The organism is Micromonospora sp. NPDC000121, assembly GCF_042899165.1.
In the GTDB taxonomy this organism is placed as follows: domain Bacteria; phylum Actinomycetota; class Actinomycetes; order Mycobacteriales; family Micromonosporaceae; genus Micromonospora.
In genome coordinates this window covers 51,483-74,277 of the sequence record NZ_JBIAZP010000014.1, presented here as the reverse complement: position 1 = coordinate 74,277, position 22,795 = coordinate 51,483, and the positions used below count along the sequence as shown (strand labels likewise).

At 74.3% G+C, this 22,795-nt stretch carries 23 protein-coding genes; 11 read left to right on the top strand and 12 right to left on the bottom strand.

Going from position 1 to position 22,795, the window contains the following annotated elements; all coding sequences use genetic code 11:
• Nucleotides 1-55: 55 nt before the first annotated feature.
• Nucleotides 56-886, bottom strand: coding sequence for a hypothetical protein (locus tag ACFY23_RS29095; protein ID WP_350684509.1), 831 nt, complete (start codon nt 884-886; stop codon nt 56-58).
• A complete protein-coding gene (locus ACFY23_RS29090) occupies nt 870-1,667 on the bottom strand; it encodes a hypothetical protein (protein ID WP_350684508.1) in 798 nt (265 codons plus the stop codon). The genes ACFY23_RS29095 and ACFY23_RS29090 overlap by 17 nt, the downstream gene beginning before the upstream one ends.
• 266 nt (nt 1,668-1,933) lie before the next feature.
• On the opposite strand from ACFY23_RS29090, the gene ACFY23_RS29085 reads away from it, so the two are divergent.
• The 4 genes from ACFY23_RS29085 (at nt 1,934) to ACFY23_RS29070 (ending at nt 5,874) form a co-directional block, all read left to right on the top strand.
• Nucleotides 1,934-2,131 carry an acyl-CoA dehydrogenase N-terminal domain-containing protein gene (locus ACFY23_RS29085; RefSeq protein WP_350684507.1) on the top strand — a complete coding sequence of 66 codons (198 nt, stop codon included), beginning with the start codon at nt 1,934-1,936 and terminating at the stop codon, nt 2,129-2,131.
• Between the two features lie 142 nt (nt 2,132-2,273).
• The gene (locus ACFY23_RS29080; RefSeq protein ID WP_350684506.1) at nt 2,274-3,509 is read left to right on the top strand and encodes a transposase; all 1,236 of its coding nucleotides are present in this window, start codon (nt 2,274-2,276) and stop codon (nt 3,507-3,509) included.
• Between the two features lie 131 nt (nt 3,510-3,640).
• Nucleotides 3,641-4,063 (top strand): acyl-CoA dehydrogenase C-terminal domain-containing protein, encoded by a 423-nt coding sequence (locus ACFY23_RS29075; protein WP_350684505.1) that lies wholly within the window; start codon nt 3,641-3,643, stop codon nt 4,061-4,063.
• 179 nt (nt 4,064-4,242) lie between these two features.
• Complete coding sequence (locus tag ACFY23_RS29070; RefSeq protein ID WP_350684504.1) at nt 4,243-5,874, top strand: glycosyltransferase 87 family protein; 1,632 nt, start codon at nt 4,243-4,245, stop codon at nt 5,872-5,874.
• Here ACFY23_RS29070 and ACFY23_RS29065 read toward each other — a convergent pair.
• Together ACFY23_RS29065 and ACFY23_RS29060 are read right to left on the bottom strand one after the other, a co-directional pair.
• Nucleotides 5,831-6,007 carry a hypothetical protein gene (locus ACFY23_RS29065; protein WP_350684503.1) on the bottom strand — a complete coding sequence of 59 codons (177 nt, stop codon included), beginning with the start codon at nt 6,005-6,007 and terminating at the stop codon, nt 5,831-5,833. The genes ACFY23_RS29070 and ACFY23_RS29065 overlap by 44 nt on opposite strands.
• Nucleotides 6,008-6,114: 107 nt before the next feature.
• Nucleotides 6,115-6,828: a spermidine synthase gene (locus ACFY23_RS29060; protein WP_350684502.1), complete on the bottom strand. Its 714-nt coding sequence runs from the start codon at nt 6,826-6,828 to the stop codon at nt 6,115-6,117.
• A 130-nt stretch (nt 6,829-6,958) separates the two neighbouring features.
• On the opposite strand from ACFY23_RS29060, the gene ACFY23_RS29055 reads away from it, so the two are divergent.
• Nucleotides 6,959-7,963 (top strand): zinc-binding dehydrogenase, encoded by a 1,005-nt coding sequence (locus ACFY23_RS29055; protein ID WP_350684511.1) that lies wholly within the window; start codon nt 6,959-6,961, stop codon nt 7,961-7,963.
• Between the two features lie 65 nt (nt 7,964-8,028).
• Here ACFY23_RS29055 and ACFY23_RS29050 read toward each other — a convergent pair whose 3' ends face one another.
• The 3 genes from ACFY23_RS29050 to ACFY23_RS29040 form a co-directional block, all read right to left on the bottom strand.
• Nucleotides 8,029-9,429 carry an MBL fold metallo-hydrolase gene (locus ACFY23_RS29050; RefSeq protein ID WP_350819504.1) on the bottom strand — a complete coding sequence of 467 codons (1,401 nt, stop codon included), beginning with the start codon at nt 9,427-9,429 and terminating at the stop codon, nt 8,029-8,031.
• Between the two features lie 110 nt (nt 9,430-9,539).
• On the bottom strand, nt 9,540-10,178 hold the full coding sequence (locus ACFY23_RS29045) for a hypothetical protein (RefSeq protein WP_350684500.1): 639 nt from the start codon (nt 10,176-10,178) through the stop codon (nt 9,540-9,542).
• Between the two features lie 2 nt (nt 10,179-10,180).
• Nucleotides 10,181-11,065 carry an NAD(P)-binding domain-containing protein gene (locus ACFY23_RS29040; RefSeq protein ID WP_350684499.1) on the bottom strand — a complete coding sequence of 295 codons (885 nt, stop codon included), beginning with the start codon at nt 11,063-11,065 and terminating at the stop codon, nt 10,181-10,183.
• A gap of 125 nt (nt 11,066-11,190) precedes the next feature.
• On the opposite strand from ACFY23_RS29040, the gene ACFY23_RS29035 reads away from it, so the two are divergent.
• Together ACFY23_RS29035 and eccB are read left to right on the top strand one after the other, a co-directional pair.
• On the top strand, nt 11,191-12,198 hold the full coding sequence (locus ACFY23_RS29035) for a helix-turn-helix domain-containing protein (protein ID WP_350684498.1): 1,008 nt from the start codon (nt 11,191-11,193) through the stop codon (nt 12,196-12,198).
• A 187-nt stretch (nt 12,199-12,385) separates the two neighbouring features.
• A complete protein-coding gene (eccB, locus tag ACFY23_RS29030) occupies nt 12,386-13,777 on the top strand; it encodes a type VII secretion protein EccB (RefSeq protein ID WP_350819502.1) in 1,392 nt (463 codons plus the stop codon).
• Between the two features lie 69 nt (nt 13,778-13,846).
• Here eccB and ACFY23_RS29025 read toward each other — a convergent pair whose 3' ends face one another.
• The 5 genes from ACFY23_RS29025 to ACFY23_RS29005 all read right to left on the bottom strand — a co-directional run bounded on the left by ACFY23_RS29025 (nt 13,847) and on the right by ACFY23_RS29005 (nt 18,724).
• Nucleotides 13,847-14,452 (bottom strand): methyltransferase domain-containing protein, encoded by a 606-nt coding sequence (locus tag ACFY23_RS29025; protein WP_350687468.1) that lies wholly within the window; start codon nt 14,450-14,452, stop codon nt 13,847-13,849.
• A gap of 257 nt (nt 14,453-14,709) precedes the next feature.
• A complete protein-coding gene (locus ACFY23_RS29020; protein WP_350819500.1) occupies nt 14,710-15,456 on the bottom strand; it encodes a phosphoesterase PA-phosphatase in 747 nt (248 codons plus the stop codon).
• A 48-nt stretch (nt 15,457-15,504) separates the two neighbouring features.
• Nucleotides 15,505-16,371: a carbohydrate ABC transporter permease gene (locus ACFY23_RS29015; RefSeq protein WP_350687112.1), complete on the bottom strand. Its 867-nt coding sequence runs from the start codon at nt 16,369-16,371 to the stop codon at nt 15,505-15,507.
• On the bottom strand, nt 16,371-17,333 hold the full coding sequence (locus ACFY23_RS29010) for a sugar ABC transporter permease (protein ID WP_350687110.1): 963 nt from the start codon (nt 17,331-17,333) through the stop codon (nt 16,371-16,373). Before ACFY23_RS29010 ends, ACFY23_RS29015 begins: the two co-directional genes overlap by 1 nt.
• Entirely contained in the window at nt 17,330-18,724 is a 1,395-nt protein-coding gene (locus tag ACFY23_RS29005) for an extracellular solute-binding protein (protein ID WP_350687109.1), read from the bottom strand. The genes ACFY23_RS29010 and ACFY23_RS29005 overlap by 4 nt, the downstream gene beginning before the upstream one ends.
• 116 nt (nt 18,725-18,840) lie before the next feature.
• On the opposite strand from ACFY23_RS29005, the gene ACFY23_RS29000 reads away from it, so the two are divergent.
• From ACFY23_RS29000 to ACFY23_RS28985, 4 genes are all read left to right on the top strand, one after another.
• Complete coding sequence (locus tag ACFY23_RS29000; protein ID WP_350819498.1) at nt 18,841-19,881, top strand: zinc-binding alcohol dehydrogenase; 1,041 nt, start codon at nt 18,841-18,843, stop codon at nt 19,879-19,881.
• Nucleotides 19,878-20,696, top strand: a complete 819-nt coding sequence (locus ACFY23_RS28995; protein ID WP_350686478.1) for a sugar phosphate isomerase/epimerase family protein — start codon at nt 19,878-19,880, stop codon at nt 20,694-20,696. The genes ACFY23_RS29000 and ACFY23_RS28995 overlap by 4 nt, the downstream gene beginning before the upstream one ends.
• Complete coding sequence (locus ACFY23_RS28990) at nt 20,693-22,081, top strand: hypothetical protein (protein ID WP_350686479.1); 1,389 nt, start codon at nt 20,693-20,695, stop codon at nt 22,079-22,081. Before ACFY23_RS28995 ends, ACFY23_RS28990 begins: the two co-directional genes overlap by 4 nt.
• 86 nt (nt 22,082-22,167) lie before the next feature.
• On the top strand, nt 22,168-22,572 hold the full coding sequence (locus ACFY23_RS28985) for a DUF2267 domain-containing protein (protein ID WP_350686480.1): 405 nt from the start codon (nt 22,168-22,170) through the stop codon (nt 22,570-22,572).
• The last annotated feature ends 223 nt before the right edge of the window (nt 22,573-22,795 follow it).

Sequence of the window (22,795 nt, the reverse complement as noted above, 5' to 3'; positions counted from 1 at the left end):
GTCGCGTCACCCCCTGCGGCGCAGACGCCCGGTGTCCGGGTGGATCACCGTGCCGTCATGCCTGGATGCCGTGGATGTCGCGCCAGAGATCCGGGACCACGTCGTTACCCCACAGCACTGCCCGCCCGGCACCGGCGGCGATCGTGGCCACAGTGCGTACGAACGACAGGCTCACGTCCTGCCACTCGCACCTCGTCGACCGGGCACGTCTCCACAGGTACGCCATGGCGGCGAACGTGGGCTCGTACCGGGGCAGGTCCAGTCGGGCGAGACGCGCCGACAGTTCGGCGGTCTCGGCGACCGTCAGCCAGCCGTGGATGCCCTCCGTGCCGCCGAACTGGAAGCCCAGCGCCGCACCGCGCGTGGCAAGCGCGGCGAGCAGCGCCCGCAGCGGATCGTCGGCGGACACGCCCTGACGTTCCAGCACCGGCAGGTAGTAGTCCGGGGTGACGGAGCGGCCGACGAACTGTGACGGCCCCAGGCAGCACACCGCGACCAGCGCCTCGTGCAGCGCGTTCAGTTCCTCGACGGCGTGCGGGTCATTATCCCGATGGAACGGGCACCGCACGCGCTCCGGGCACGTGCGCGACGGGCAGGTGAGCTGCTCGCCGGTCGCGCGGTTCACCCGGTCCTCCCCGACGTACCGCAGGTCGGGGCCGAGCCACGTGCAGTACCGGGCGAGATCCGTGGGCCGCTCCCGCAGTCGCGCGGCCAACCGCGGCCACAGTACGTCGTAGCCCTGCCCGCCCATCGGTGTCGCGGCCCGGAACACGCCGTCGAGCCACGGCACGACCTCACCGGTGCGCAGCAGCTCCAGCAGCGCCGGCACGACGTCGCCGCGGTAGCGCCCGTAGTCGAACACGAAGATCTCAGCGTCCGCGCCCACGATCACCCCTCCGGACATCTTCCGGTCGCGGCGGTGGGCTTGCTCCCCGGCCGGTCACCGCCCGGCCGAATCGTTCGGCGACGTCCTGGATCAGCCGGTTCGACGGGGTGCGGAAGTCGTCGAATCGACCGCCGATCGATCGGTCGAGCAGTGGTTTGTGCCGCTCGGACGGTAGGCCCGCCAAGCCGAGGAACCAGCCGAGCACCTGCCGGCAGTGCCACTCCCAGGGGCCGTCGGCGCAGGTCCGGTCGACCACCACGGTGACCAGGTGCGCCACCGCCCGTTCCCAGGCGGCCGGGTCCGCGCGGTCGGCGGCGATCAGTGGCAGGAACCGTTCGAAGCGCTCGGCCAGCTCCTCCAGCCACCCCCGCCACTCGACCAGCGCCTCGGTGACCACGCCGAGCGTCTGCTCGGGGTCACCCATGCTGTCGGCGGGGCAGCACCAGGCGTGGACGGGGCCCCCGCCGAAGTCCGACTCGCCGACGCCCCACCGCCAGCCCGATGTCCAGTGCCCGTAGTGACCGACGATCGCGAAGCTCATCTCGTCGGCCCACCGCATGCCCTGCCGCTGCCCCCATTCGTGGACCTCGGGCCGGCCCGACCGGCCGCGTGGACGGGTAGGGACAGTGGCGGCCGGCGGCAGCGAGCGGACGACGGCCGGGGCGGTGTCCGGATCGAACGGCTGCCGGGCAGGGTCCACCTCCGTCCAGGTCAGATGCCAGGGCACGATCATCGGATTGAAGCTGGGCAGGTACGGCTCGGCGGACGGCGCGTCGGACAAGGAAGCGTCCTCCGGTGGCTCGGCGATCCGACCGGTCCACCGTAGTGGAGCCCGCCGCGGCGCGCCGCCACGTTTCAGCCCGCCTCCGGTCGCGCGGCCCGGCGCCCGGCTCGACCAGCGGGAGGTGTCGGGCCGGTGCGACCCCGTCACGACATGCCGCAGGGCGCGGGATGGTGCGCCTACCGGCCGGATCGGTCAGGATGACCTGCGCGAGGACATCGCCGGGGCACGCGGCCAGCGGCGCGCCCGCCGACGGAAGGAGACCCGTGTCGTCGTCCGCTCTGCTCTCCCGTCGCGACCTGCGGTTCCTGCTGCACGACTGGCTGGAGGTGACCCGGCTGACCGAGCGGCCCCGCTACGCGGAGCACTCCCGGGAGACCTTCGACGCCGTGCTGGACCTCGCGGAGCGGGTGGCCACGGAGCGGTTCGCCCCGCACACCCGGGCCGCCGACCTTACTTGGTAGTAGTGGCGGACACAGGTCGGGAAACTGTTGACGCATCCCGGCGGGTGGTCACGAAGACCAAGTTTGCGTGCAGGGTGAACGCAGTGTCTGCCGGTGCGGATGTTTCCGGAGTTGGTCATAGGCCATTGCTAGGTTGTCCGGTGTGCAGTTGCGGTACAACTACCGCGTCTATCCGACGCCGGTCCAGCGGGAAGCGTTGGCGCGGGCGTTCGGGTGCGCGCGGGTGGTGTTCAATGACGGGCTGCGCGCACGTGAGCAGGCCCGTGAGCGGGGCTTGCCGTACGTGTCGGACGCCGAGTTGTCCAGGCGGGTCATCACCGAGGCCAAGCGCACCCCGCAACGGGCGTGGCTGGGTGAGGTTTCGGCGGTGGTGTTGCAGCAGGCTCTTGCGGACCTGAACGCCGCCTACCGCAACTTCTTAGCCTCGGTCACGGGCAAGCGCACCGGCCGCAGGGTGGCGCCGCCGCGGTTGCGGTCGCGCAAGGACAACCGGCAGGCGATTCGTTTCACCAGCAACGCCCGCTTCTGTGTGCTGGACAACGGCCGGTTGCGGCTGCCGAAGATCGGTGACCTGCACGTGCGGTGGTCGCGTCAGCTGCCGGCCGCACCGTCGTCGGTGGCGATCATCCAGGACGCGGCAGGCCGGTATTTCGCCTCGTTCGTCGTGCGGGTGGACGACTCGCCGTTGCCGCCGGTCGCATCCGAGGTGGGTATCGACCTCGGGCTGACGCATTTCGCCGTGCTGTCCGACGGCACGAAGGTCGCCGCGCCGAGGTTCCTGCGCCGCGCGGCCCGCAAGCTGCGCCGGTTGCAGCAAGACCTTTCCCGCAAGGCTAAGGGCTCGGCCAACCGCAAGAAGGCCGTGGTCAAGGTCGCCCGCGCGCACGCGAGGGTGGCCGACACGCGCCGGGACTGGCAGCACAAGCTCTCGACTCGGATCGTCCGCGAGAACCAAGCGGTGTACGTCGAGGACCTGTGCGTCGTCGGTCTCGGCCGGACCCGGCTGGCGAAGTCCGTGCACGATGCGGGCTGGGCGTCCTTCGTCGGGATGCTGGAGTACAAGGCCGCCCGCGCCGGGCGCATCTTCGGCAAGATCAACCGGTTTGCGCCCACGAGCCAGACATGCTCGCAGTGCGGCCGGCTCGACGGACCGAAGCCGCTGTCGGTCCGGTCGTGGACCTGCCCGTGCGGGACGGTCCACGACCGGGACGTCAACGCAGCCATCAACGTGTTGGCCCAGGGACGCTGGGACAACTCAAACGCCTGTGGAGCGCAGGTAAGACCGGCACCCGTGCCGGCACCGCGCCGAGAAGCAGGAATCCACCCGGGCGCTGCGCGCTGTTCTGCGCGCAGCGCGGAGGGAATCCCCGTCCTTTAGGACCGGGAGAACGTCAAACCCGCGACTACGACGCGCGCGTCGAGCAGCACTGGCGCGACAACCGGCTCAACCCCATCCACGAGGGCACCCACGGCATCCAGGCGCTGGACCTGCTGGGCCGCAAGGTGACCATGCGCGGCGGGGCCGGGCTGGCGCTGCTGGTCGAGACGGCCCGCGCCACGGTCACCCGGGCGTGGAAGGCCGAGGGCGAGGCCGCCGAGCTGGCCGCCCCGCTCGGCGCGGCCCTGGACCGGATCACCCTGGTCACCCGGCGGTTGTGGAGCGCCGGCGACCCGGAGGTGGCGCTGGCCAACGCGACCGTCTACCTGGAGGCGGTCGGCCACGTGGTGATCGCCTGGATGTGGCTGGAGCAGCTGCTCGTCGTCGAGGCGGCCGGTGGCCCGGGCGACGGTCCGGACGCCGACCTGCACGCCGGCAAGCGGCAGGCCGCCCGGTACTACTTCCGCTACGAGCTGCCCCGCACCGGGCCGCAGTTCGACCTGTTGGACAGCCTCGACCGCACCACGCTGGAGATGCGCGACGACTGGTTCTGACCGGGCGGCGCCACCGCCCGCCGGGGCCGGCCCGCGCGTGGCGGTGCGGGTGGCCCGCCTGACCGGGCGCGCCCGTCTCAGCCGTCGGCGAACCGCCGGTCGCGGGCCTCGGTGACCCACCGTCGCGTAGGGGTCCGTCGGGGTCCCCGGCGGACGGGCGCCGGCCGTAGACTCCGACGATGCGGAATCGGCGGGTGGCGGCGCTCTGGTCGGTCTTCGTCGCTGCCGCCGCGGTGTCGTCCGCGCTCGTGACGCTCCGCCCGGACCGCCTCTCCGACCTGCACATCTACCGGGGCGCGCTGCTGCACCTGCACGCCGGCCGACCGCTCTACGACTTCGCCGCCGAGAACGGCGGGCCCTTCACCTATCCGCCGTTCGCGGCCCTCGTGCTCTGGCCGGTCGCCGCGGTTCCCGAGGGGGTCGCGCAGGGCGTCTGGCTGGCGCTGACCTGCCTCGCGGTGGTCGCCATCGCGGTGCCGGTGGGCCGCCTGCTCGCCGGCCCCGGGCCCCGGCGGTCCCTCGTCGTGCCGGCCGTCGCCTGCGCCCTGATGCTCTCCGCGCCGGTGCAGAGCAACCTCCGCTTCGGCCAGGTCAGCATCTTCATCGTGCTGCTCGCGCTGCTGGACGGCATGGGCGTCGTCCCGGCCCGGCTGCGGGGCGTGCTCGTCGGGGTGGCCGCCGCGGTCAAACTGACCCCGCTGCTCTTCGTCGTCTACTTCCTCGCCACCGGCCGCTACCGGGACGCCGGGCGGGCCCTGGTCACCTTCCTGGCCTGCGCCGCGCTGGGCGCGGCGGTCCTGCCGGCGGCGAGCTGGACGTACTGGACCGAGGCGATGCGCGACACGTCGCGGATCGGCAACCTCGCCTCGCTCGGCAACCAGTCGGTGCACGGCATGCTGCTGCGGGTCGGGCTCGACGAGGCGTCCCTGCCGCTGCTCTGGGCGGCCCTGGTGGCCGTCCTCTGCGGGGTGGCCCTGCTGCGGGCGCGGCACCTGGCCGCGCAGGGGCGGCCGGGGCACGCCGCCGTGCTCGTCGGTTGCGCCACCGTCGCTGCCTCGCCGGTGTCCTGGACCCACCACCAGATCTGGCCGGTGCTGGCGGCGATGCTGCTGATCGGCGCCGAGGGGATCGCCCGGCGGGTGGCCGGCGGCGCGCTGCTGGTGACGATGGTGGTCTCGCTGGGGGTGGTGCTCGCCCCGGTCTCGACGACCCCCGGGATCCAGTTCCTCTTCGAGAACGCCCGGGCGCTCGGCGTCGTGGTGCTCTGCCTGGCCGGCTTCGGCGGCGCGGCGCTGGCGGTGGCCGGGGCGGGCCGGCGGACGCCGGCGGCCCGTGGCTGGCTGCGGGTGGGCACCACCGCCGCGCTGGCCGTGGCGTTCTTCGCCGTGCAGCCGCTGCCGGCGGGCGCCGACCCGACGTTCAAGGCGTACACGCTGTCCGACGTGGACAACCCGCGCTACTTCTTCGTCTGCCGGGGCCCCGTCCAGTGCGCCGCGTACGGCACCGACGCCCCGGTGACCTTCGGCACCCGTCGGGAGAAGACCAAGGTCCGGGTCAACGGGGTGGTGTCGCCGGCGGTCGCCCGCCTGGAATACCACTCCGCCCCCGGCGGCGCGCCCCGGGTCATCCCGCTGCTGGCGGCCCACCCGGGACCCCGGACGTTCTCGTTCCGGTCGGCGACCATGGCCCACGGCCGGCTCGTCGCCTACGCCGCCGACGGGCGGCCGATCGCGACCTACGACGAGGAACTGGCCGCCGCGCTCGACGTCACCGGCGCCCGGCGGAGTGGTGCATCGCCTGCCGCCCCCTGACTGCCGCCAGCACGACGACCGCGAGCAGCGCCACCGCGCCGATGATCACCAGCCAGCGCGCCGCCTCGAGGAGCAGCCCGAGCAGGACGAGCGCGCCGGCGATGACGGCGACGACCCAGAGCATGGCCCGCATGTCCACCTCCCGTGACTCCGGCCGCTCGCGCGGCCCCGTCCGCCTTCCCGGTACGGCCCGCGCCATGCGGTCGCGGGCCGCCGAAAAACGCCTGGTCAGGGGCCCTTTCAGCGCTGCGCGACGTACACGGTGTTGCTCGACTCCCCGCCGGTCAGCGGGTTGGCGAACGGGACGACGTGTGCCCGCGCGGTGCGGAACACCGCGGCGAGCGCCTCCTCGAACGCGGCGTCGGGCGGGTCGTCCGACCAGAGCGCGAACACCCCGTCCGGGTGCAGATGGGCGGCGAGCCGGCGCAGGCCGTCCGGGGTGTAGAAGGCGGCGTGGGTGGGGTGCAGCACGTTGCGCGGCGAGTGGTCGACGTCGAGGAGCACGGCGTGGAACCGCCGTCCCGGCGCCTGCGGGTCGAAGCCGGTGCCGTCGGCGACGGCGGCGAAGAAGTCGGCCCGCACGAAGCGGGTACGCGGGTCGGCGGCCAGCCCGGCGGCGAACGGCAGCAACTCCCGGCGGTGCCAGTCGATGACGTCCTCGATCGCCTCCACCACCAGCAGCGAGCCGACCCGGTCGTCGGAGAGCGCCGTGCGGGCGGTGTAGCCGAGGCCGAGGCCGCCGACGACCACGTCGAGGTCGCGCCCGGCCAGTGGGGCCAGCCCCAGCCGGGCCAGCTCGATCTCCGCGACGGGGAAGAGGCTGGACATCAGGAACTCGTCGTCGAGCTTGACCTCGTACACCTCGACGTCGAGCGACGGGTCGCGGCGCCGGCGCAGGCTGATGAGGCCGATCGGCGTCTCGCGCCAGGCCAGTTCCTCGAATCGCACGCCCACGGGCCGGGATGCTACCGGGCGGCGACCCGGGGGCGGGCCGCCGGTGCGCATTTCTTCCGCCCGGCCGGGTATGCGTGCTCGCCGAGGCCGCCGACCGGGGGCCGGACAGGGAGCGCGCAGAGTGGCGGACATGCTGGCCGGCCGGCTGCACGTGGCGGACCGGGTGCTGCGGATGGAGTCGGTTCCGGTGCCGGAGCCGGAGCGCGGGCAGGTGCGGATCAGGGTCGAGGCGGCGGGGGTCTGCCTGTCGGACGTGCACCTGATCGACGGCACCCTGACGCCGCTCTACCTGCCCGGCGACGTGGTGACGCTGGGCCACGAGGTCGCCGGGGTGGTCGACGCGTTCGGTGACGACGTCGTGGGGTGGGAGCCGGGCCAGCGGGTGCTGCTCCAGGCGGGGGAGCGGGACCGGAGTGGCACGGTGTTCACCCGGGGCGTGGACTACGACGGCGGCTGGGCCGAGTATGCGGTGGCCCGCGAGGACACGGTGGTGCCGATCCCGGACGACCTGCCGTTCGAGCAGGCCTGCATCATCCCGGACGCGGTCTCCACCCCTTGGGCGGCGGTGACGGACACCGGGCGCACCCGGCCCGGGGAGGCGGTCGCGGTGTGGGGCGTGGGCGGCCTGGGCGCGCACGCCGTCCAGTTGCTGCGCCTGGTGGGCGCGGCCCCGGTGATCGCGGTCGAGCCGCTGGCGGCGGCGCGGGACCGGGCGACGGCGCTGGGCGCCGACGCGGCGCTCGACCCGGCCGACCCCGGGTTCCGCGACGCCGTGCTGGAGTTGACCGGCGGGCGGGGGCTGGACGTCGCGTTCGACTTCGCCGGGGTGACCCCCGTCCGCGAGCAGGCGCTGACCGTGCTCGGACGCCGGGGCCGGCTCGTGCTCGCCGGGATCGCCAACAAGCCGGTCACGATCGCGTCGGACAGCCCGTTCAACTACCTCCAGCAGGCGCTGCTCGGCCACTACGGCTCGGAGTCCGAGCACGTCGAGCAACTGGTGTCCCTGGCCCGGCAGAAACGGCTCGACCTGAGCGCGTCGATCAGCGACGTGCTGCCGCTGGCGGAGGCGGAGGAGGCGGTGCGGCGCGTGCACACCAAGGAGGGCAACCCCATCCGGCTGATCCTGCGTCCCTGACCGGCATTGCCCGGCGCGGCGACCGCCGCGACGGCCGTCACCGCCGCCACGACGACCCGGACCGGTCAGGCGTTTCCGCTCATCGTGACGCCGGCTGCACCGGCCCGGCCGAACCGGTCGTCGATCACGACGACCTCTCGGCCCGCGTTGGCCAGCAGCGACGCCGCGACGGTGGCCCGGTAGCCGGAGCCGCAGTGCACCCAGACCGCGCCCTCGGGCACGTCGGCGAGCCGCTTCGGCAGGTCCGGCAGGGGAACGTGCACGGCGCCCTCGACGTGACCCGCGCGCCACTCGTTGGTCATCCGGACGTCGAGCACGACGTCCGGGGCGGGCAACCCCTCCGGGGTGTTCCCGGCGCGGGCGGCGGCCAGCGCGGGGAAGTCGGTCCTCCGCAGCACCCGCAGCTGCCCCGGCTCGGCGGCCCACTGCTCGGCGTCCCCGGTGGCCTGGGCGGCCGGCCGGTCGATGCCGACGCGCACCAGCTCCCGCTGGGCGTCGGCGACCTGCTCCGCCGTCTCCGCCAGCAGGGTGATCGGCGCACCCCAGTCGATCAGCCAGCCGAGCCACGTGGACATCGGCCCGTCGAGGCCGAGGCCGACCGTGCCGGCCAGGTGCGAGGCGGCGTACGCCTTGCGGTGCCGCAGGTCGACGACCCACTGGCCGGCGGCGATCCGGCGGCGCAGCTCGGCGGCGTCGGCCCGGGTCACCGGGGTGAGGTCGACCGGCGCCGGCCCGGCGAGGTTCGCCACGCCCATGTGGGCGTAGTACGCCGGGTAGGCGTCGAGCCCGGCCAGGGTCTCGGTGACGAACTCGTCGGCGGCCAGCCGCAACACGGGGTTGGCCCGTTTCTCCCGGCCGATGGTCGACTCGGGCGCGTCGGACTGGCTGGCGGTGCAGAAGCTGCCGAATCCGTGAGTCGGCCACACCTCGGCACCGTCGGGCAGCAGGTCCGCCAGCCGCCGCGCCGACGCGTGCTGTTGGTGGGCGAGCTCGTGGGCGTGCTGCTCGCCGAGCAGGTCGGTGCGGCCGGTGGTGCCGAAGAGCAGCGAGCCGCCGGTGAACACCCCGACCGGCTGCCAGCCGCCGTCGCCGGCCTCGTCGAGCACGTACGACAGGTGGTGGAAGGTGTGCCCCGGCGTGGCGATCACCCGCAACCGCATCGAGGCGGAGACGGGCACCGTGTCGCCGTCGACGGCCGGTGCGCGGTCGAATTCGACCTCGTCGTCCGCGGCGACCAGGTAGCGGGCACCGGTCAGCCGGGCCAGTTCCAGGCCCCCGGAGACGTAGTCGTTGTGGAGGTGGGTCTCGACCACGTGGGTGATGCGCACGCCCTTCGCGCCCGCGAGACACATGATCCGGTCGATGTCGCGCTGCGGGTCGACCACGATCGAGACCGTGCCGTCGGAGGCCAGGTAGCTGCGGTCGCCGAGCGAGGACGTCGCGACGACGAGGACCTCGACTGCCATGTCCTGCTCCTTCGGAGTCTCCGTACCCCGGGCGGTCACGACGCGCACACGTCTGCGGGTGCTTGCCCCTTACCCGCCCACGCCGCGGTCACGCGACGTGGGCGGCCGGGTCAGCGCACCGTCCCGTCCCACCGCCAGGCCGTTCGCCGGGGACGCCCGGGCAACGCGCTCCGGCCGGTGCACCAGAGCAGGGTGTCCGACGGGCGCTGCCCGGCCGGCGCGTCGGGGAACAGCCGGGCCACCGCGGCGGCACTGGCCTCCTCCGGCAACGCCCAGGTGAGGCCGAGGGCGCGGGTGATGTCGTACGTGTGCGCGGTCAGCTCGACGATCCCCATCGCGGCGAATCCGGCCGGGTCGGAGTGGCCCCACGCGTGCCAGGCCCGCACCTGCTCATCGCTGTGGCCGACCGTGGTGGACAGCAGCGTCGCGGCGATCCCGATGCCCTCGAGGCAGGCCGGGATCTCCGCCTGCGGATCGAGAGCGGCGAACAGGGTGATGTAGCGGTTGGTGGGGCGGGCGATGAGCAGGCCCGCGTACCCGACCACGCCCAGGGCCAGGTGGTCCAGGGTCTCGCGGCAGCTCCAGTCGAGACCGGCGGCGCGGACCGACCAGTCCCGGTCGGCGCCGGTGGCCAGGACCGCCCGGCACTCGTCGGCCGTGGCCGAGACCAGCTCGGCCCAGGCCCGGGTGTCGCCGGGGAGCGCCGGTGTCGTGCCCGCGGCCGCCGCAGGTGTGGAGGACGGGGTCATGGTCACCTCGTCCCGGCTGACGGACGCAGGACCGTGACCAGGCTCGCGTAGCTGTCCGAGCCGTGACCGCCGGCCTCGGCCTTCCGCATCATGGCCTGCAACAGCTCGGGCAGCGCGTTGTCGACGCCCCGGTCGGCGGCGGCGTGGATGAGGTGGTCGATGGCCGCGATCTGGATGTCGACGGTCGCGTCGTCGCCCGGGTACCGCCCGGCGTCCACCTGTGCGGCGTACCGGGTGAGGAAGGTCCCCACCGTGCCCAGCCAGCGGAGCGCGACCGGCGTGAAGTCGGTGGCCGGCGTTCGCTCCGCGCCGACCAGGGCCGTGCCGTGCAGCCAGCCGGTCATCGTCGACCACATCAGGCCGAGCAGCGCGACGTCGTAGAGCGAGGCCAGTCCCGGGTCGGTGCCCAGGTGCAGCGGGTCACCCATCGCCGCCAGGGCCGACCGGTGGGTCGTGAAGACCTCCTCCGCGCCGCCGAACAGGAACATCACCTCGGGGCTGCCGACCCCCGGCGGCGTGGTCATGATCGCGCCGTCGAGGTAGTCGACGCCGTGCCTGCCGGCCCAGGCGGCCGTGTCCCGGGCCTGCTCGGGCGAGCCGGAGGTGAGGTTGACCAGCGTCCTGCCGGCGAGGTGGTCGACGACCGGGTCGAGGACGGCGCGCAGACCGGGGTAGTCCCGCACGCAGGCGATGACGAGTGGGCTCGCCGCGACCGCCTCCTGGGGTGTGTCCGCCAGGCGGGCTCCCCGGTCCACCACCGCCCGGGCCTTCTCGGCGGAACGGTTCCAGACCGTGACCGGGTAACCGCGTTCCACGAGCGCGCCGGCCAGCGCGGAGCCCATCTGGCCCAGCCCGATGACGGTCACCGGTGTGCGTCCGGCATCCATGCCACATCTCCTTGTCGTCGGTGACTGCGTTGATCAGGTACGCGGCAACCCTCGCAGCGCCGGACGCGACCCGACAGTGACAGTGGGGACGGCTATCGCCAAATTCCTGCCATAGGATCGACGGCGTGAGCGTCCGATCTGTCGCCGTGGTGGTCGCCGAGCCGATCGGGCTCCCCTCGTGGGACCTCTACGAGCTCGCCATCCCCTGCACGGTCTTCGGCCAGCCGCAGCCCGACCTCGCCGACCCCTGGTACGAGCTGCGGCTGTGCGGGACGGGTGCCGAGCGGGCCGACCGTCCGGTGGAGCCCGGGTTCGTGTTGCGGAGCCCGTACGGGCTCGACGACCTGGTCGGGGCCGACACGGTGATCGTGCCGTCCGTGCCGGACTCCTGCGTCGAGGACGGCGAGCCGCTGCCGGAGGATCTCATCGCGGCGCTGCGCCGGGCGTACGACGCGGGCGCCCGGATGGTGTCGCTGTGCACCGGCGCCTTCGCCCTCGCCGAGGCGGGGCTGCTCGACGGTCGCCGCGCCACCGCGCACTGGATGCACACCGCGCAGCTCGCCGAGCGGTACCCCAAGGTCCAGGTCGACGACTCGGTGCTCTACGTCGACGAGGGCGACGTGCTGACCAGCGCGGGGCTGACCGCCGGGCTCGACCTGTGTCTCCACCTGGTCCGCCGGGACCTGGGCGCGCACGTCGCCAACCAGCTCGCCCGGCGGATGGTGGTGCCCGCTCACCGGCCGGGCGGCCAGGCACAGTTCATCGACCTCTCGGTGCCGGTCGAGGACGACGCGAGCCTGGCGCCGGTGCTCGAGTGGGCCCGCGCCCACCTCGACCGCCCGCTGACGGTCGAGGACCTGGCGCGCCGGGCGGCGATGAGCCCCCGCACGCTCTACCGCCGCCTCCAGGCGGCCACCGGCTCGACCCCGTTGCAGTGGCTGCTCCACCAACGCCTGGCCCGGGCGCAGGGCCTGCTGGAGATGACCGACCTGCCGATGGAGAAGGTCGGGGAGTTGAGCGGGCTCGGCACGGCCAACAACCTGCGCCACCACTTCCTCAAGCAGATCGGCGTGTCGCCGCGCGAGTACCGGCGGGCCTTCTCGCGAGCGGTGCGCCAGCCGGTCGTCGCGTGATCCGGCGGCGCCGCCCGCCCACCGCCGCCGCGTGGTCCACGGCCGGCGGTCCCGCCCCGGCCGGTGCGGACGCCGGGACCGAGGCCGTCGCCTGACGGGGGACGCCCGCACCGCCGCGACGCAGGGTCCTCGGGACATCGACGGAACGCTTATCCTGTGCCCCGACCGCACCACCGGAAGGGATCCCATGCCGTCGCGGCAGGACCAGCTGCACTCGTACCAGTTCACCGTCCAGCGGGCGGTCGCCGCCCTCGTGATGCGGGAGACCGACCCGGCGCAGTCGCCGTTCCGGCGGCTGGCCGGCGCGGCCCTGGCCAGCGTCCTGGTCGCGGCCATCGGGCTGGGCGGCTTCGCCCTCTACGGCCTCTTCGCCGGCGGGGGCGACACCTGGCGCGACCCGGGCGCGGTGATCGTCGAGAAGGAGTCCGGGGCCCGCTTCGTCTACCGGGAGCAGAAGCTGCACCCGGTGCTCAACTACGCGTCGGCACTGCTGATCATCGGCGCGGACCGGCCGAAGACCGTGCTCGTCTCCCGCCGCGCCATCGACGGGGTGCCGCGCGGGCTGCCGCTGGGCATCGCCGACGCCCCCGACTCGCTGCCCGCCCCGGGACGGCTGTCGACCGCGCCGTGGACGGTCTGCTCCCTGGCCGCCCCCGAGGACAGCCGGTCGGCGCCGCGGTCGGCGCTGCTGATCGGCGCGGCCGGCGACGGCGGCCGGGCGCTCGGCGAGGACGCGCTGCTGCTGCGCCACCCCGACGGCGCGCTGCACCTGGTCTGGCACCAGCGTCGCTACCTGCTGCGCGACCCCGACCGGGTGCTGGCTGCCCTGGCGGCCACCCGGGCCCGGGCGGTCCCGGCGGCGCCGGCGCTGCTCAACAGCCTGCCCGCGGGCGCCGACCTGGCCCCACTGGCCCTGCCCGAGGAGGGGGAGCGCTCGGCACGGGTGTCCGGGGCGCGGATCGGGGACGTCTACCTGGTACGCAACTCCGGCGGGGGCCGGCAGTACGCCGTCGCGTTGCGGGACGGCCTGGCGGGCATCACCGAGTTGCAGGCCGGCCTGCTGCTCGCCCGCACCGGGCAGGGCGAACCGGAACCGATCACCCTCGGGCGCTTCGCCGCGCTGCCGAAGCTGCCCGATCTCGCGCCGACCGGGCCGACCGCGCCGCCGACCGCGCCGCCCCGACTGGCCGCGCCCGACGGGTCCGCGCTCTGCGTCCGGGTCGGTGACGACGGCGGCGCGACCGAGGTCAGGCTCGGCGTGGGGCTGCCCGACCTCGCCGCCGCGCCGCGCACCCCGCCGCCGGCGTCCGGCGACGGGGTGCGCGCGGACCACGTCGTGGTGGAGCCGGGCCGGGGCGCGGTGGTCGAGTCGGTCGCCGCGCCGGGCGCGTCCGGCGGCGCGGTCTCCGTGGTCACCGACCTGGGCCGGCGGTACGTGCTCGCCGGCGGCGAGGTGCGCGGGATGCTCGGCTACCGCGACGTCCGGCCGCTGCGGCTGCCGGCCGGCCTGGTCAGCCTGGTGCCCGCCGGCGCCACGCTCGACCCCGCCGCCGCACGGGTCGTCGCCACCCCCGCCTGACCCGGCCGGCGACGTCGCGGGTCAAGGCGGCGGGCGGTCGGGCGGCGGGCGGTCGGGTGACGCCGTGGCTCAGGCGGCGGGGCGGCGCAGCACGGTGACGGCGAAGTCGGCGTCGTCGCGCCAGGGGCGCAGGTCCCAGGTGGCGAAGCGGTGCTCCAGCCGCAGCCCGGCGGCGACGGCGTCGGCGTCGAAGTCGGCGAGCGGGTAGCCCCGGTCGGTCCCGAAGCCCACCGCGATCACGCCGTCGGGTCGCAGGTGAGCGGCGATCCGACGAAGCACCTCCCGTTCGGTGCCGGGGGCCACGAAGGCCAGCACGTTGCCGGCGACGACCGCCGCGTCGAACGGCTCCGGCTCCCCGGCCGCCGCCAGGTCCAGCTCGGCCAGGTCGGCCAGCAGCCAGCGGGGGCCCGGGTGGTCGACGCTGGCGGCCTCGACCAGCGCCGGGTCGGCGTCCACGCCGACGACCGCGTGCCCGCGGGCGGCCAGCGCCGCGCCCACCCGGCCCGTGCCGGAGCCGGCGTCGAGGATTCGTGACCCCGGCGCGACGAGGGCGTCCACCAGCCGGGCCTCACCGGCCAGGTCCGCCCCCTCGGCGGCCAGCCGGCGGAACCGGTCGATGTACCACTGCGAGTGCTCCGGACCGGTCTCGGTCACCCATCGGGTCGGCTTTCCCATGCCGCCACCGTAGCCGGGTCCCGGTCCGCCCTCCGCCGACGGGCACACCTGCGCCGACGTGACGACGCTCCCGGGTGCCGAATGCGGGCCCACCGCGCGGCGGATGCCGAGGGGCGGGCCAGCGCGCGGCGGATACCGACGGGCGGGTGCGCCGCGCAGGCGTCCAGGAGCCGGCGGGTCCGCCAGCCGCCGAGCGGCCGGGGCGGCGGGTGCACGGCGCGGGCCGGCGCCCGGGTCGTGGCGTGGGTCGGCGCGGGTCAGGCGAGCGCGAGGAAGGTCGCGGCGGTGAGCGGGGCGCCGGCGGCCGCCCCGGCGACCACCTGGGCCACCGTGTGGTCGCGCAGGCGCACCCGCGACCAGGCCACCGCGACGACCAGCGGCCAGAGCGCGTGCAGCGCGGGGCCGAAAACCAGGACGAGGACGGCCACCGAACCGGCGGCGGTGGCGGCGTGCACGCTGAGCTTCCACCAGTGGTTCACCGCCGTGACGACCGCCCCGTTGACGAGGGTGGCGACCATCAGGGCGACCAGCAGCCGGGGCGCGTCGAGGGCGGCCAGCAGCGCGATGCCGACCGCGACCGAGGCCAGCCCGAGGGCCAGGGGGCGCAGCCGTTGCGTGTGGTCGCCGATGTGCCGGTCGGTCAGCCAGCCCCGGCGTACGCCGTACAGCACCACGCCGACCGGGACGGCAGCGCCGAAGACCAGGGCGGCGCCGCCCCAGCGCAGCACGCCGCCGGGGCTGCCGGTGGCCCGGGCCGCCACCACCAGCGGCATGACGGTGACCAGCACGCTGGGCGCGAGGACCTCCGTGACCAGCCGGGCCAACCGGCGGCCGGGGCTCCGGTCGACCGGCTCCGCCCCGACCGACTCGACCCCGACCGGCTCTACCCCGACCGGCCCGGCGCCGCCCAGGTGGGCGCCCAGCGGAGCGGCGCCGGGCGGGGCCACGGCCGGCGGGGCCACCGCGGGCGGGAGGCCGGCGTCGGTGTCGGGGGAGGCTTCCACCCCGGACATCCTTGGCCAGCGGCCGGCGCGCGGCAACCCCGCCCCGCCTCAGCCCTTCTCGGCGCCGCTGGTGAGCCCCTCCGTGAGCAGCCGCTCGCTGGCGAAGAAGAGGATCACGATGGGCAGGGTGAGGATCACCGAGCCCGCCATCAGCACGGTCTTCGGCACCTCGACCCCGTCCGCCAGTTGCGCCAGCCCCAGCGACACCGTCCACCGGTTCGGCTTGTCGACCAGGAAGAGCAGGGCGAAGAGGAACTCGTTCCAGGCGATCATGAAGTCGTACAGGGCGACCGCCATGATGGACGGCGCCGCCAGGGGCAGGCTGACCCGGCGGATGATGCCGAGCCGTCCCGCCCCGTCGATGGCCGCCGACTCCTCGAGGCTGACGGGGATGGTCTCGAAGTAGTTGCGCAGCATGTAGACCGAGACCGGCAGGGTCTGCGAGATGTAGACCAGCACCAGGCCCAGCAGCGAGCCGCGCAGCCCGGCCCGGGTGAACACCACGAAGAGCGGGATCGCGATGACGATCGACGGGAACAGGTAGACCGCCAGGAAGAGGAAGTCGACCTGCCGCCGGCCGAAGAACCGCAGCCGGGCGACGGCGTACGCGCCGGGGATCGCCACGGCCAGCGTCAGCAGCGTCGCCGCGACGGCGACCAGGCCGCTGTTGCGCATGAAGGTGAGGAAGCCCTGGCCGCCCTCGTCGGCGGCCCTGACCACCTCGGCGTACGTGTCGAAGGTCAACTCGCCCAGGCCCACGACCAACGAGCCGGGGTCGAGCAGGAGCCGCTCGATGGGGCGCACCGAGAGCACCAGCATGTAGTAGAAGGGGAAGACGGTGACCAGCAGGAACGTGGCGATCACCAGCCGGCGCAGCCAGCGAAGCCCCACCGTCTCGATCCGGTCCCGGTCCATCAGTCGACCCTCCGTCCACCGAAGAAGCGCAGGTACACCAGCACGAACACGATCAGCACCACCGCGAGCACGACCGCCTGCGCCGCCGCCGCGCCGATGTCCGTCCGCGCGGTCAGGAACTCGTAGACCCGGACGCTGACCACCTCGGTGCCGGCCGCCCCGCCGGTGAGCAGGTAGACGTCGTCGAACTTGTTGAACGTCATGATGAACCGCAGCACGCCCAGCAGGCCGATCACCGGCAACAGTTGCGGCAGCAGGATGTGCCGGAACCGCTGGGTGGGGGTGGCCCCGTCCACCCGGGCCGCCTCCTCCAGCTCGCCGGGCACCGCCTGGAGCCGGGCGAGCAGGAACAGGAACGCGAACGGGAAGTAGCGCCACGCCTCGAACGCGATGACCGTGGCGAGGGCCGTCGACTCCTGGGACAGGAACGGCACCGGGGTGTCCCAGCCGAGGAACCGCTGGCCCCAGTCGTTGACGATGCCGAGCTGGGGGTCGAGCATCACCTGCCAGACGAAGGTGACCGCGACCACCGGCGCCACGTACGGCAGCAGCATCGACGCGCGTACGAGGGTGCGGCCCCGGAACGGCCGGCGTACGACGAGCGCCGCCACCAGGCCGAGCACGATCGAGCCGGCGGTGCTGGCCACGCTGTAGACCAGCGTGGTCCAGAGGGTGTCGGCGAAGCCGGGGGTGTTGAGGACCCGCTCGACGTTGTCCATCGTGAACTCGCCGAAGAGCCCGGTGCGGCGCAGCGTGGCCAGGCGTACCCGCTGGAAGGCCAGCACGACGGTCCAGACGATGGGGATGCCGATGACCGCGACCACGACGAGCAGGGTCGGGGCGACCAGGGCGAGCCCGGCGCGGCCCTCGCGGCGCCGCAGCGTCAGCGGCCGCCGTCGGGCGGCCGGGGCCGGCCGCTCCCGGGTGGGGGAGCGGCCGGTGCCCGGAGCGGCGGTGGTCAATTGACGCCCGCCTTGATCGCCTCCACGTCCTTCTTCGCCCGGCCGGCCGCGGCGGCGGCGTCGGACTTGCCGGCGACCACGTCGCTCAGCGCCTTGGGCACGGGCAGCTCGCCGAGGATCGCGCCGACCAGCTTGCCCTGGCCCTGGGCGAGGCCCCACCGCTGGAAGGTGTCCGGGCTGCGCCGCAGGCCGGCGAGCACCTCCTCGCCGTAGACCTCGGCGAGCGGCTTCTTGGCGTCCACCCCGGCCTGGCTGGCGTTCCAGGCGGTGAGGAACTTCTCCGGCTCCTGCGCGGTGCCCTTGCGGACGGGGAAGCGCCCCTCGGGGGACATGCCGAACCAGCGGGGGTAGGCGTCGCCCAGCATGTGCTCCACGAACGACTTCGCCGGGTCGGCGGCGGCGCCGTCGAGCACCGCCCACGAGCTGATCTCGCCGTACTGGGCCGGCTCGGCGCCGTTCGGGCCCTTGATCGCGGTGACGAAGCCGCTGTTCTTCGCCAGGTACGTCGGGTCGGCCTGGCACTGCGGGCAGGTCGGCTTGGCGTCGTTGCGCAGCCCGGCCAGCTCGTCGAGGATGAACGGCGACCAGATCAGCATGGCCGCCTTGCCGGCGAAGTAGGTGGCCCGCGTGGTGTCCACGTCCTGCGCGCCCTTCACGGAGCTGGTGCGCATCAGGTCGCCGTAGAACCGGAACGCCTCGACGCACTCGGGGGAGTCCAGCTTCACGGCCCCGGAGTCGTCGGTGAGCTGGCAGTTGTTGGCCAGCGCCAGGTGCTCGAAGGTCTGCTGGGTGAACACGTCGCCGGGGGCGGTGGCGGCGGTGATGCCGGCGACGCCGCCGGTGTTCAGCTTCGTCGCGGCGGCGGCGATCTTTTCGTACGTGTCGGGGGCGGGCAGCCCGGCGGCGTCGAACAGGTCCTTGCGGTAGACGAGCAGCTGGCCCCACCCGTCGCTGGGCACGGAGAGCTGCTTGCCGTCGTCGGCGGTCAGCTCGAGCGCGCGCGGCGAGAACGTCTGCCGGCCGAGAGCCTCGACGACCTCCGCGTTCGCCGAGGGGTGCAGCAGTTCGTTGCCGGCGAGGGTGCGTATCCCGGCCAGCGACACCGAGCCGACCACGTCGGGCAGCTCGCCGGCGGCGGCGCTGGAGGCGATCAGCGAGGGGAACTGGTCCTCGTTCACGGTGACCAGGTCCACCGTGATCCCGGTCCTGGCGGTGAAGTCCGCGATGATCGCCTTCGTGGCGGTGACCCGGTCGGCCACGTCCTCCAGGCTCCACACGGTGATCTTCTTGCTGTCGCTGCCGGATTCGCCGTCCCCACAGGCCAGCAGACTGGCCCCGGTGACTGCCATGATCAGGGTCGCGGCGAGTATCCGCATCGGAGGTGCTGACATCGGTGGCACTCCTCTCGAAGGGTATACAAGGGATTCAACGCCTTCGATTGATCAATTACAAGACATATACCGATTTTTTGCCTACGATGGAACCCAGTGCTACCGGGATGTGACTCATGGTCAACTGGGTTGTCTCTCTGGCCGGGCCTCGACGGATCAGCCTCGAGCCCTGCCCCCCGGATCCGCTCGGACCCGGTCAGGTCCGCGTCCGCACCTGCTACTCCGGCATCTCGGCGGGCACCGAGCTCACCCTCTACCGGGGCAGCAACCCCCGGCTGAGCAAGGACTGGGACGACGTCAGCCGGATGTTCGTGCCCCGGCAGACCTCCGTGCCGTACCCGCTGGTGGGCTTCGGCTACGAGGAGGTCGGCGAGGTCGTCGAGGTCGCGCCCGACGTGGCCGACCGGCGGGCGGGGGAGGTGGTCTGGGGCATCTGGGGGCACCGCGCCGAGGCGGTCGTGGCCGCCGAGGCGGTGCACCCGCTGCCCGCCGGGATGGATCCGCTCGCCGCCGTCTTCGCCCGTCCCGGGGCGATCGCCCTCACCGCCGTGCTCGCCGGCGACCTGCACCTCGGCGACTGGGTCGGCATCTTCGGGCAGGGCGTCATCGGGCTGCTCGCCACCCGCCTCGCCGCCCTCTCCGGCGCCCGGGTGGTCGCCGTCGACCGGGTGCCCGCCCGGCTGGCGCACGCCACCCGCCTCGGCGCGCGCATCGCGGTCGACGCGGGCGCCGAGTCGGCCGCGGCCGTGCTGCGCCGGGCCACCGGCGGCCGGGGCGCGGACGTCTGCCTGGAGCTGTCGGGCGCCTACCCGGCGCTGCACGAGGCGATCCGCTCCACCACCCACGCCGGCCGCGTCGTGGCCGCCGGCTTCTACCAGGGGCAGGCCGACGGGCTCGGCCTGGGTGAGGAGTTCCACCACAACCGGATCCAGCTGGTGGCGGCCCAGGTTTCCGGGTCGACCCCGGCGCCCGGCATGGCCGGCCGGTGGACCGGAGCCCGCGTCGCACACACCTTCATGGACCTGGTGGCCGAGGGCAGCGTCGACCCGCTGCCGCTGGTGAGCCACGTCGTGGACGCCAGCGCGGTGGCCGACGCGCTGGCGCTGCTCGACCGCGGTGACGGTGACGCCCTCCAAGTGGTGCTGAGGTTCCCATGACGATTCCCCTGGCCTGTCAGGAGCAACTCCTGCCGGGCACCGACCTGATCCAGAAGTACGCGCTCGCCACCGCGCTCGGTTACGACGCGATCGAGCTGCGCGGCCGGGGCGACCTCGGCCTCGCCCGTCGGCTGCCCGAGCTGCGCCGCGCCCGGGCGGCCGGCGTGGTCATGCCCACCGTCTGTGTCGAGATGGACCACTTCATCGGCGACTTCGACCCGGGGCGGTCCCGCGACGCGGTGCGCAACCTGCGCTCGCAGCTCTCGGTGATCGCCGAGCTCGGCGGCGTCGGCGCGATGACCCCGGCGGCGTGGGGGATGTTCTCCCGGCGGCTGCCGCCGTTCGAGCCGCCCCGCTCGCCCGCCGGCGACCGGCAGGTGCTCCTCGACGCCCTCGGCGAGCTGGGCGAGCACGCCCGCGCCGAGGGGGTGACGCTCTTCCTGGAACCGCTGAACCGGTACGAGGACCACATGGTCAACCGGCTCGACGACGCGGTGGCCCTCTGCGCGGCCGTCGGGCTGCCCTCGGTGCGGGTGGTGGCGGACACCTTCCACATGAACATCGAGGAGGACGACGTGCACCGGGCGCTGCGCGCCGCCGCGCCCTACCTCGGGCACGTGCAGGTCAGCGACTCCAACCGCTACCAGCCGGGGGCCGGCCACCTCGACTGGCCGGCCCTGGTGCGCACCCTGCTGGAGATCGGCTACCGGGGTTGGCTGGCGCTGGAGTGCCGGCTGCGGGGCGATCCGGTCCGCGCCCTGCACCAGGCCGCCGCCGTGCTCCGGCACGCGCAGCCCGGGCAGGCGGCGGCATGAGCACGGACACCGCGGACGGCGGCCCGGACACCGGAACGACCACCGACGCCGGGGCCCGGGACGTCGCGGCCCGGGACGTCGGGGCGCTGCGCCGGCTCGCCGTCGCCACCCTCGACGGCAACTGGGAGCACGACCACACCGTGCCCTCGCGCACCCTCTACCCGCACCAGTGGAGCTGGGACTCGGCGTTCATCGCGCTCGGCTGGGCCCACGTCCGCCCCGACCGCGCCTGGCGGGAGCTGGCGAGCCTGTTCCGGGCCCAGTGGGCCGACGGGCGGGTGCCGCACATCGTGTTCAACCCGGCGCTGCGGGTCGGCTCGTACTTCCCCGGGCCGGAGTTCTGGCTCTCGGCCGCCGCCGAGGGCGCCCCGGCCGTCGCCACGTCCGGGCTGATCCAGCCGCCGGTGCACGCGCCCGCCGCCTGGCTGGCGTACCGCCGGTGCCCCTCCGAGGACGGGCGGGCCGCGCTGCGCCGGCTCTATCCCCGGCTGGTGGCGCAGCAGCGCTACCTGGCCACCCGTCGGGACGTCGGCGGGGGCGGGCTGGCCTGCATCGTCCACCCGTGGGAGTCCGGGCTGGACAACAGCCCCGCCTGGGACGCGCCGATGGCGGCGGTGCCCGCCGACGCCGCCGTCATGCGCGCGTACCGCCGGCACGACACCGCGCACGCCGACGCCGCGCACCGCCCCACCGACCTCGACTACGCGCGCTACGTCGCGATCGTGGCGTCCTACCGGGAACACCGCTACCGCGACGGGGAGCTGGCCGCCCACCACCCGTTCCTGGTGGAGTGTCCGCTGCTCAACGCGGCGATGGGCGCCGCCGAGCACGCGCTCGCCCGGATCGCGCCGGTGGTCGGGGCCGACCCCGGCCCGCACCGGGAACGCGCCGCCCGGATCACCGAGGCCCTGGTGCGCCGGCTGTACGACCCCGCGACCGGCACCTTCCAGCCCCGGGACCTGCGCGCCGACCGCCTCGTGCCGGCCCGGACGGTGCTCGGCCTCGTCCCGCTGATCCTGCCCGACCTGCCCGCCCGGCAGGCCACGGCGCTGGTCGCCGAGGCGTGCTCGCCGCGGTTCGGGCTGGCCGCCCGGATGGACCGGCCGCTGCCCAGCCACGACCGCACGGCGCCGGACTTCGAGCCGCTGCGCTACTGGCGCGGGCCGAGCTGGATGAACGTCAACTGGCTGGTGCGCCGGGGGCTGCTCACCCACGGCCGTCCCGATCTGGCCGCCGGCCTGCGGGACTCGATGATCGAGCTGGTGGCCCTGTCCGGCTGCCACGAGTACTTCCACCCGGACACCGGCGCCGGGCTCGGCTCGCCCGCCTTCGGCTGGACCGCCGCGCTGCTGCTCGACGTCCTCGCCGACGACCCCGCCGGGTGAGTCCGCCGTCGGGCCCGGGGCGGGGGCACCCGTTTGCCGGTGGCGGGCACGGGTAAGCGCGGGGCCGGTGACGACAGGAGGGCGCCGTGCGGTTTCCCCTATTCGTCGACGCGGTGTCCCGCCGGGCCGGGCTGTCGGCCGCCCAGTCCGCCGCGATCGCCCGCGCCGTGCTGCAGACGATGGTGGAGCGGATGACCGGCGGCCGGTCCGGCGACCCGGCCGGGCACCTCCCCGACGAGTTGGACGGCTACCTGGCCGGGCCCGACCCCGCCGACGGCCCGCCGGCCCCCCTCGGGCCGGCGGAGTTCCTGCGTCGTGTGGCGGAGCGGGCCGGAGTAGACGAGGCCACCGCCCGCGCCGGGACCGGCGCCGTCTTCGCCACCCTGCGGGAGGCGGTCACCGTCGACGAGTTCCGCGACATGGTCGCCCGGCTACCCCGGGAACTCGACGGCATGACCCAGCCGATCCCCAGGCCGCCGTATGACAGCTGACGGGCCACCCCGTCATCAGACGTTCACAAATCGGCTGTGGACATCGACCCCGGTCACAGGAAGACTGATGGCCCCGGGGTCGTCTCGCCGCAAAATCGCCGGGCGGTACGCAATTAGACGAAAGCTCCTCTAGGCGCTAGAGGGATGATCGGACGGACTTCGCCGCCCGTTGTGCGAGGGTCCCGTCGACTGTTCGGTCTGACTCTAATCGATGATCTTTCGA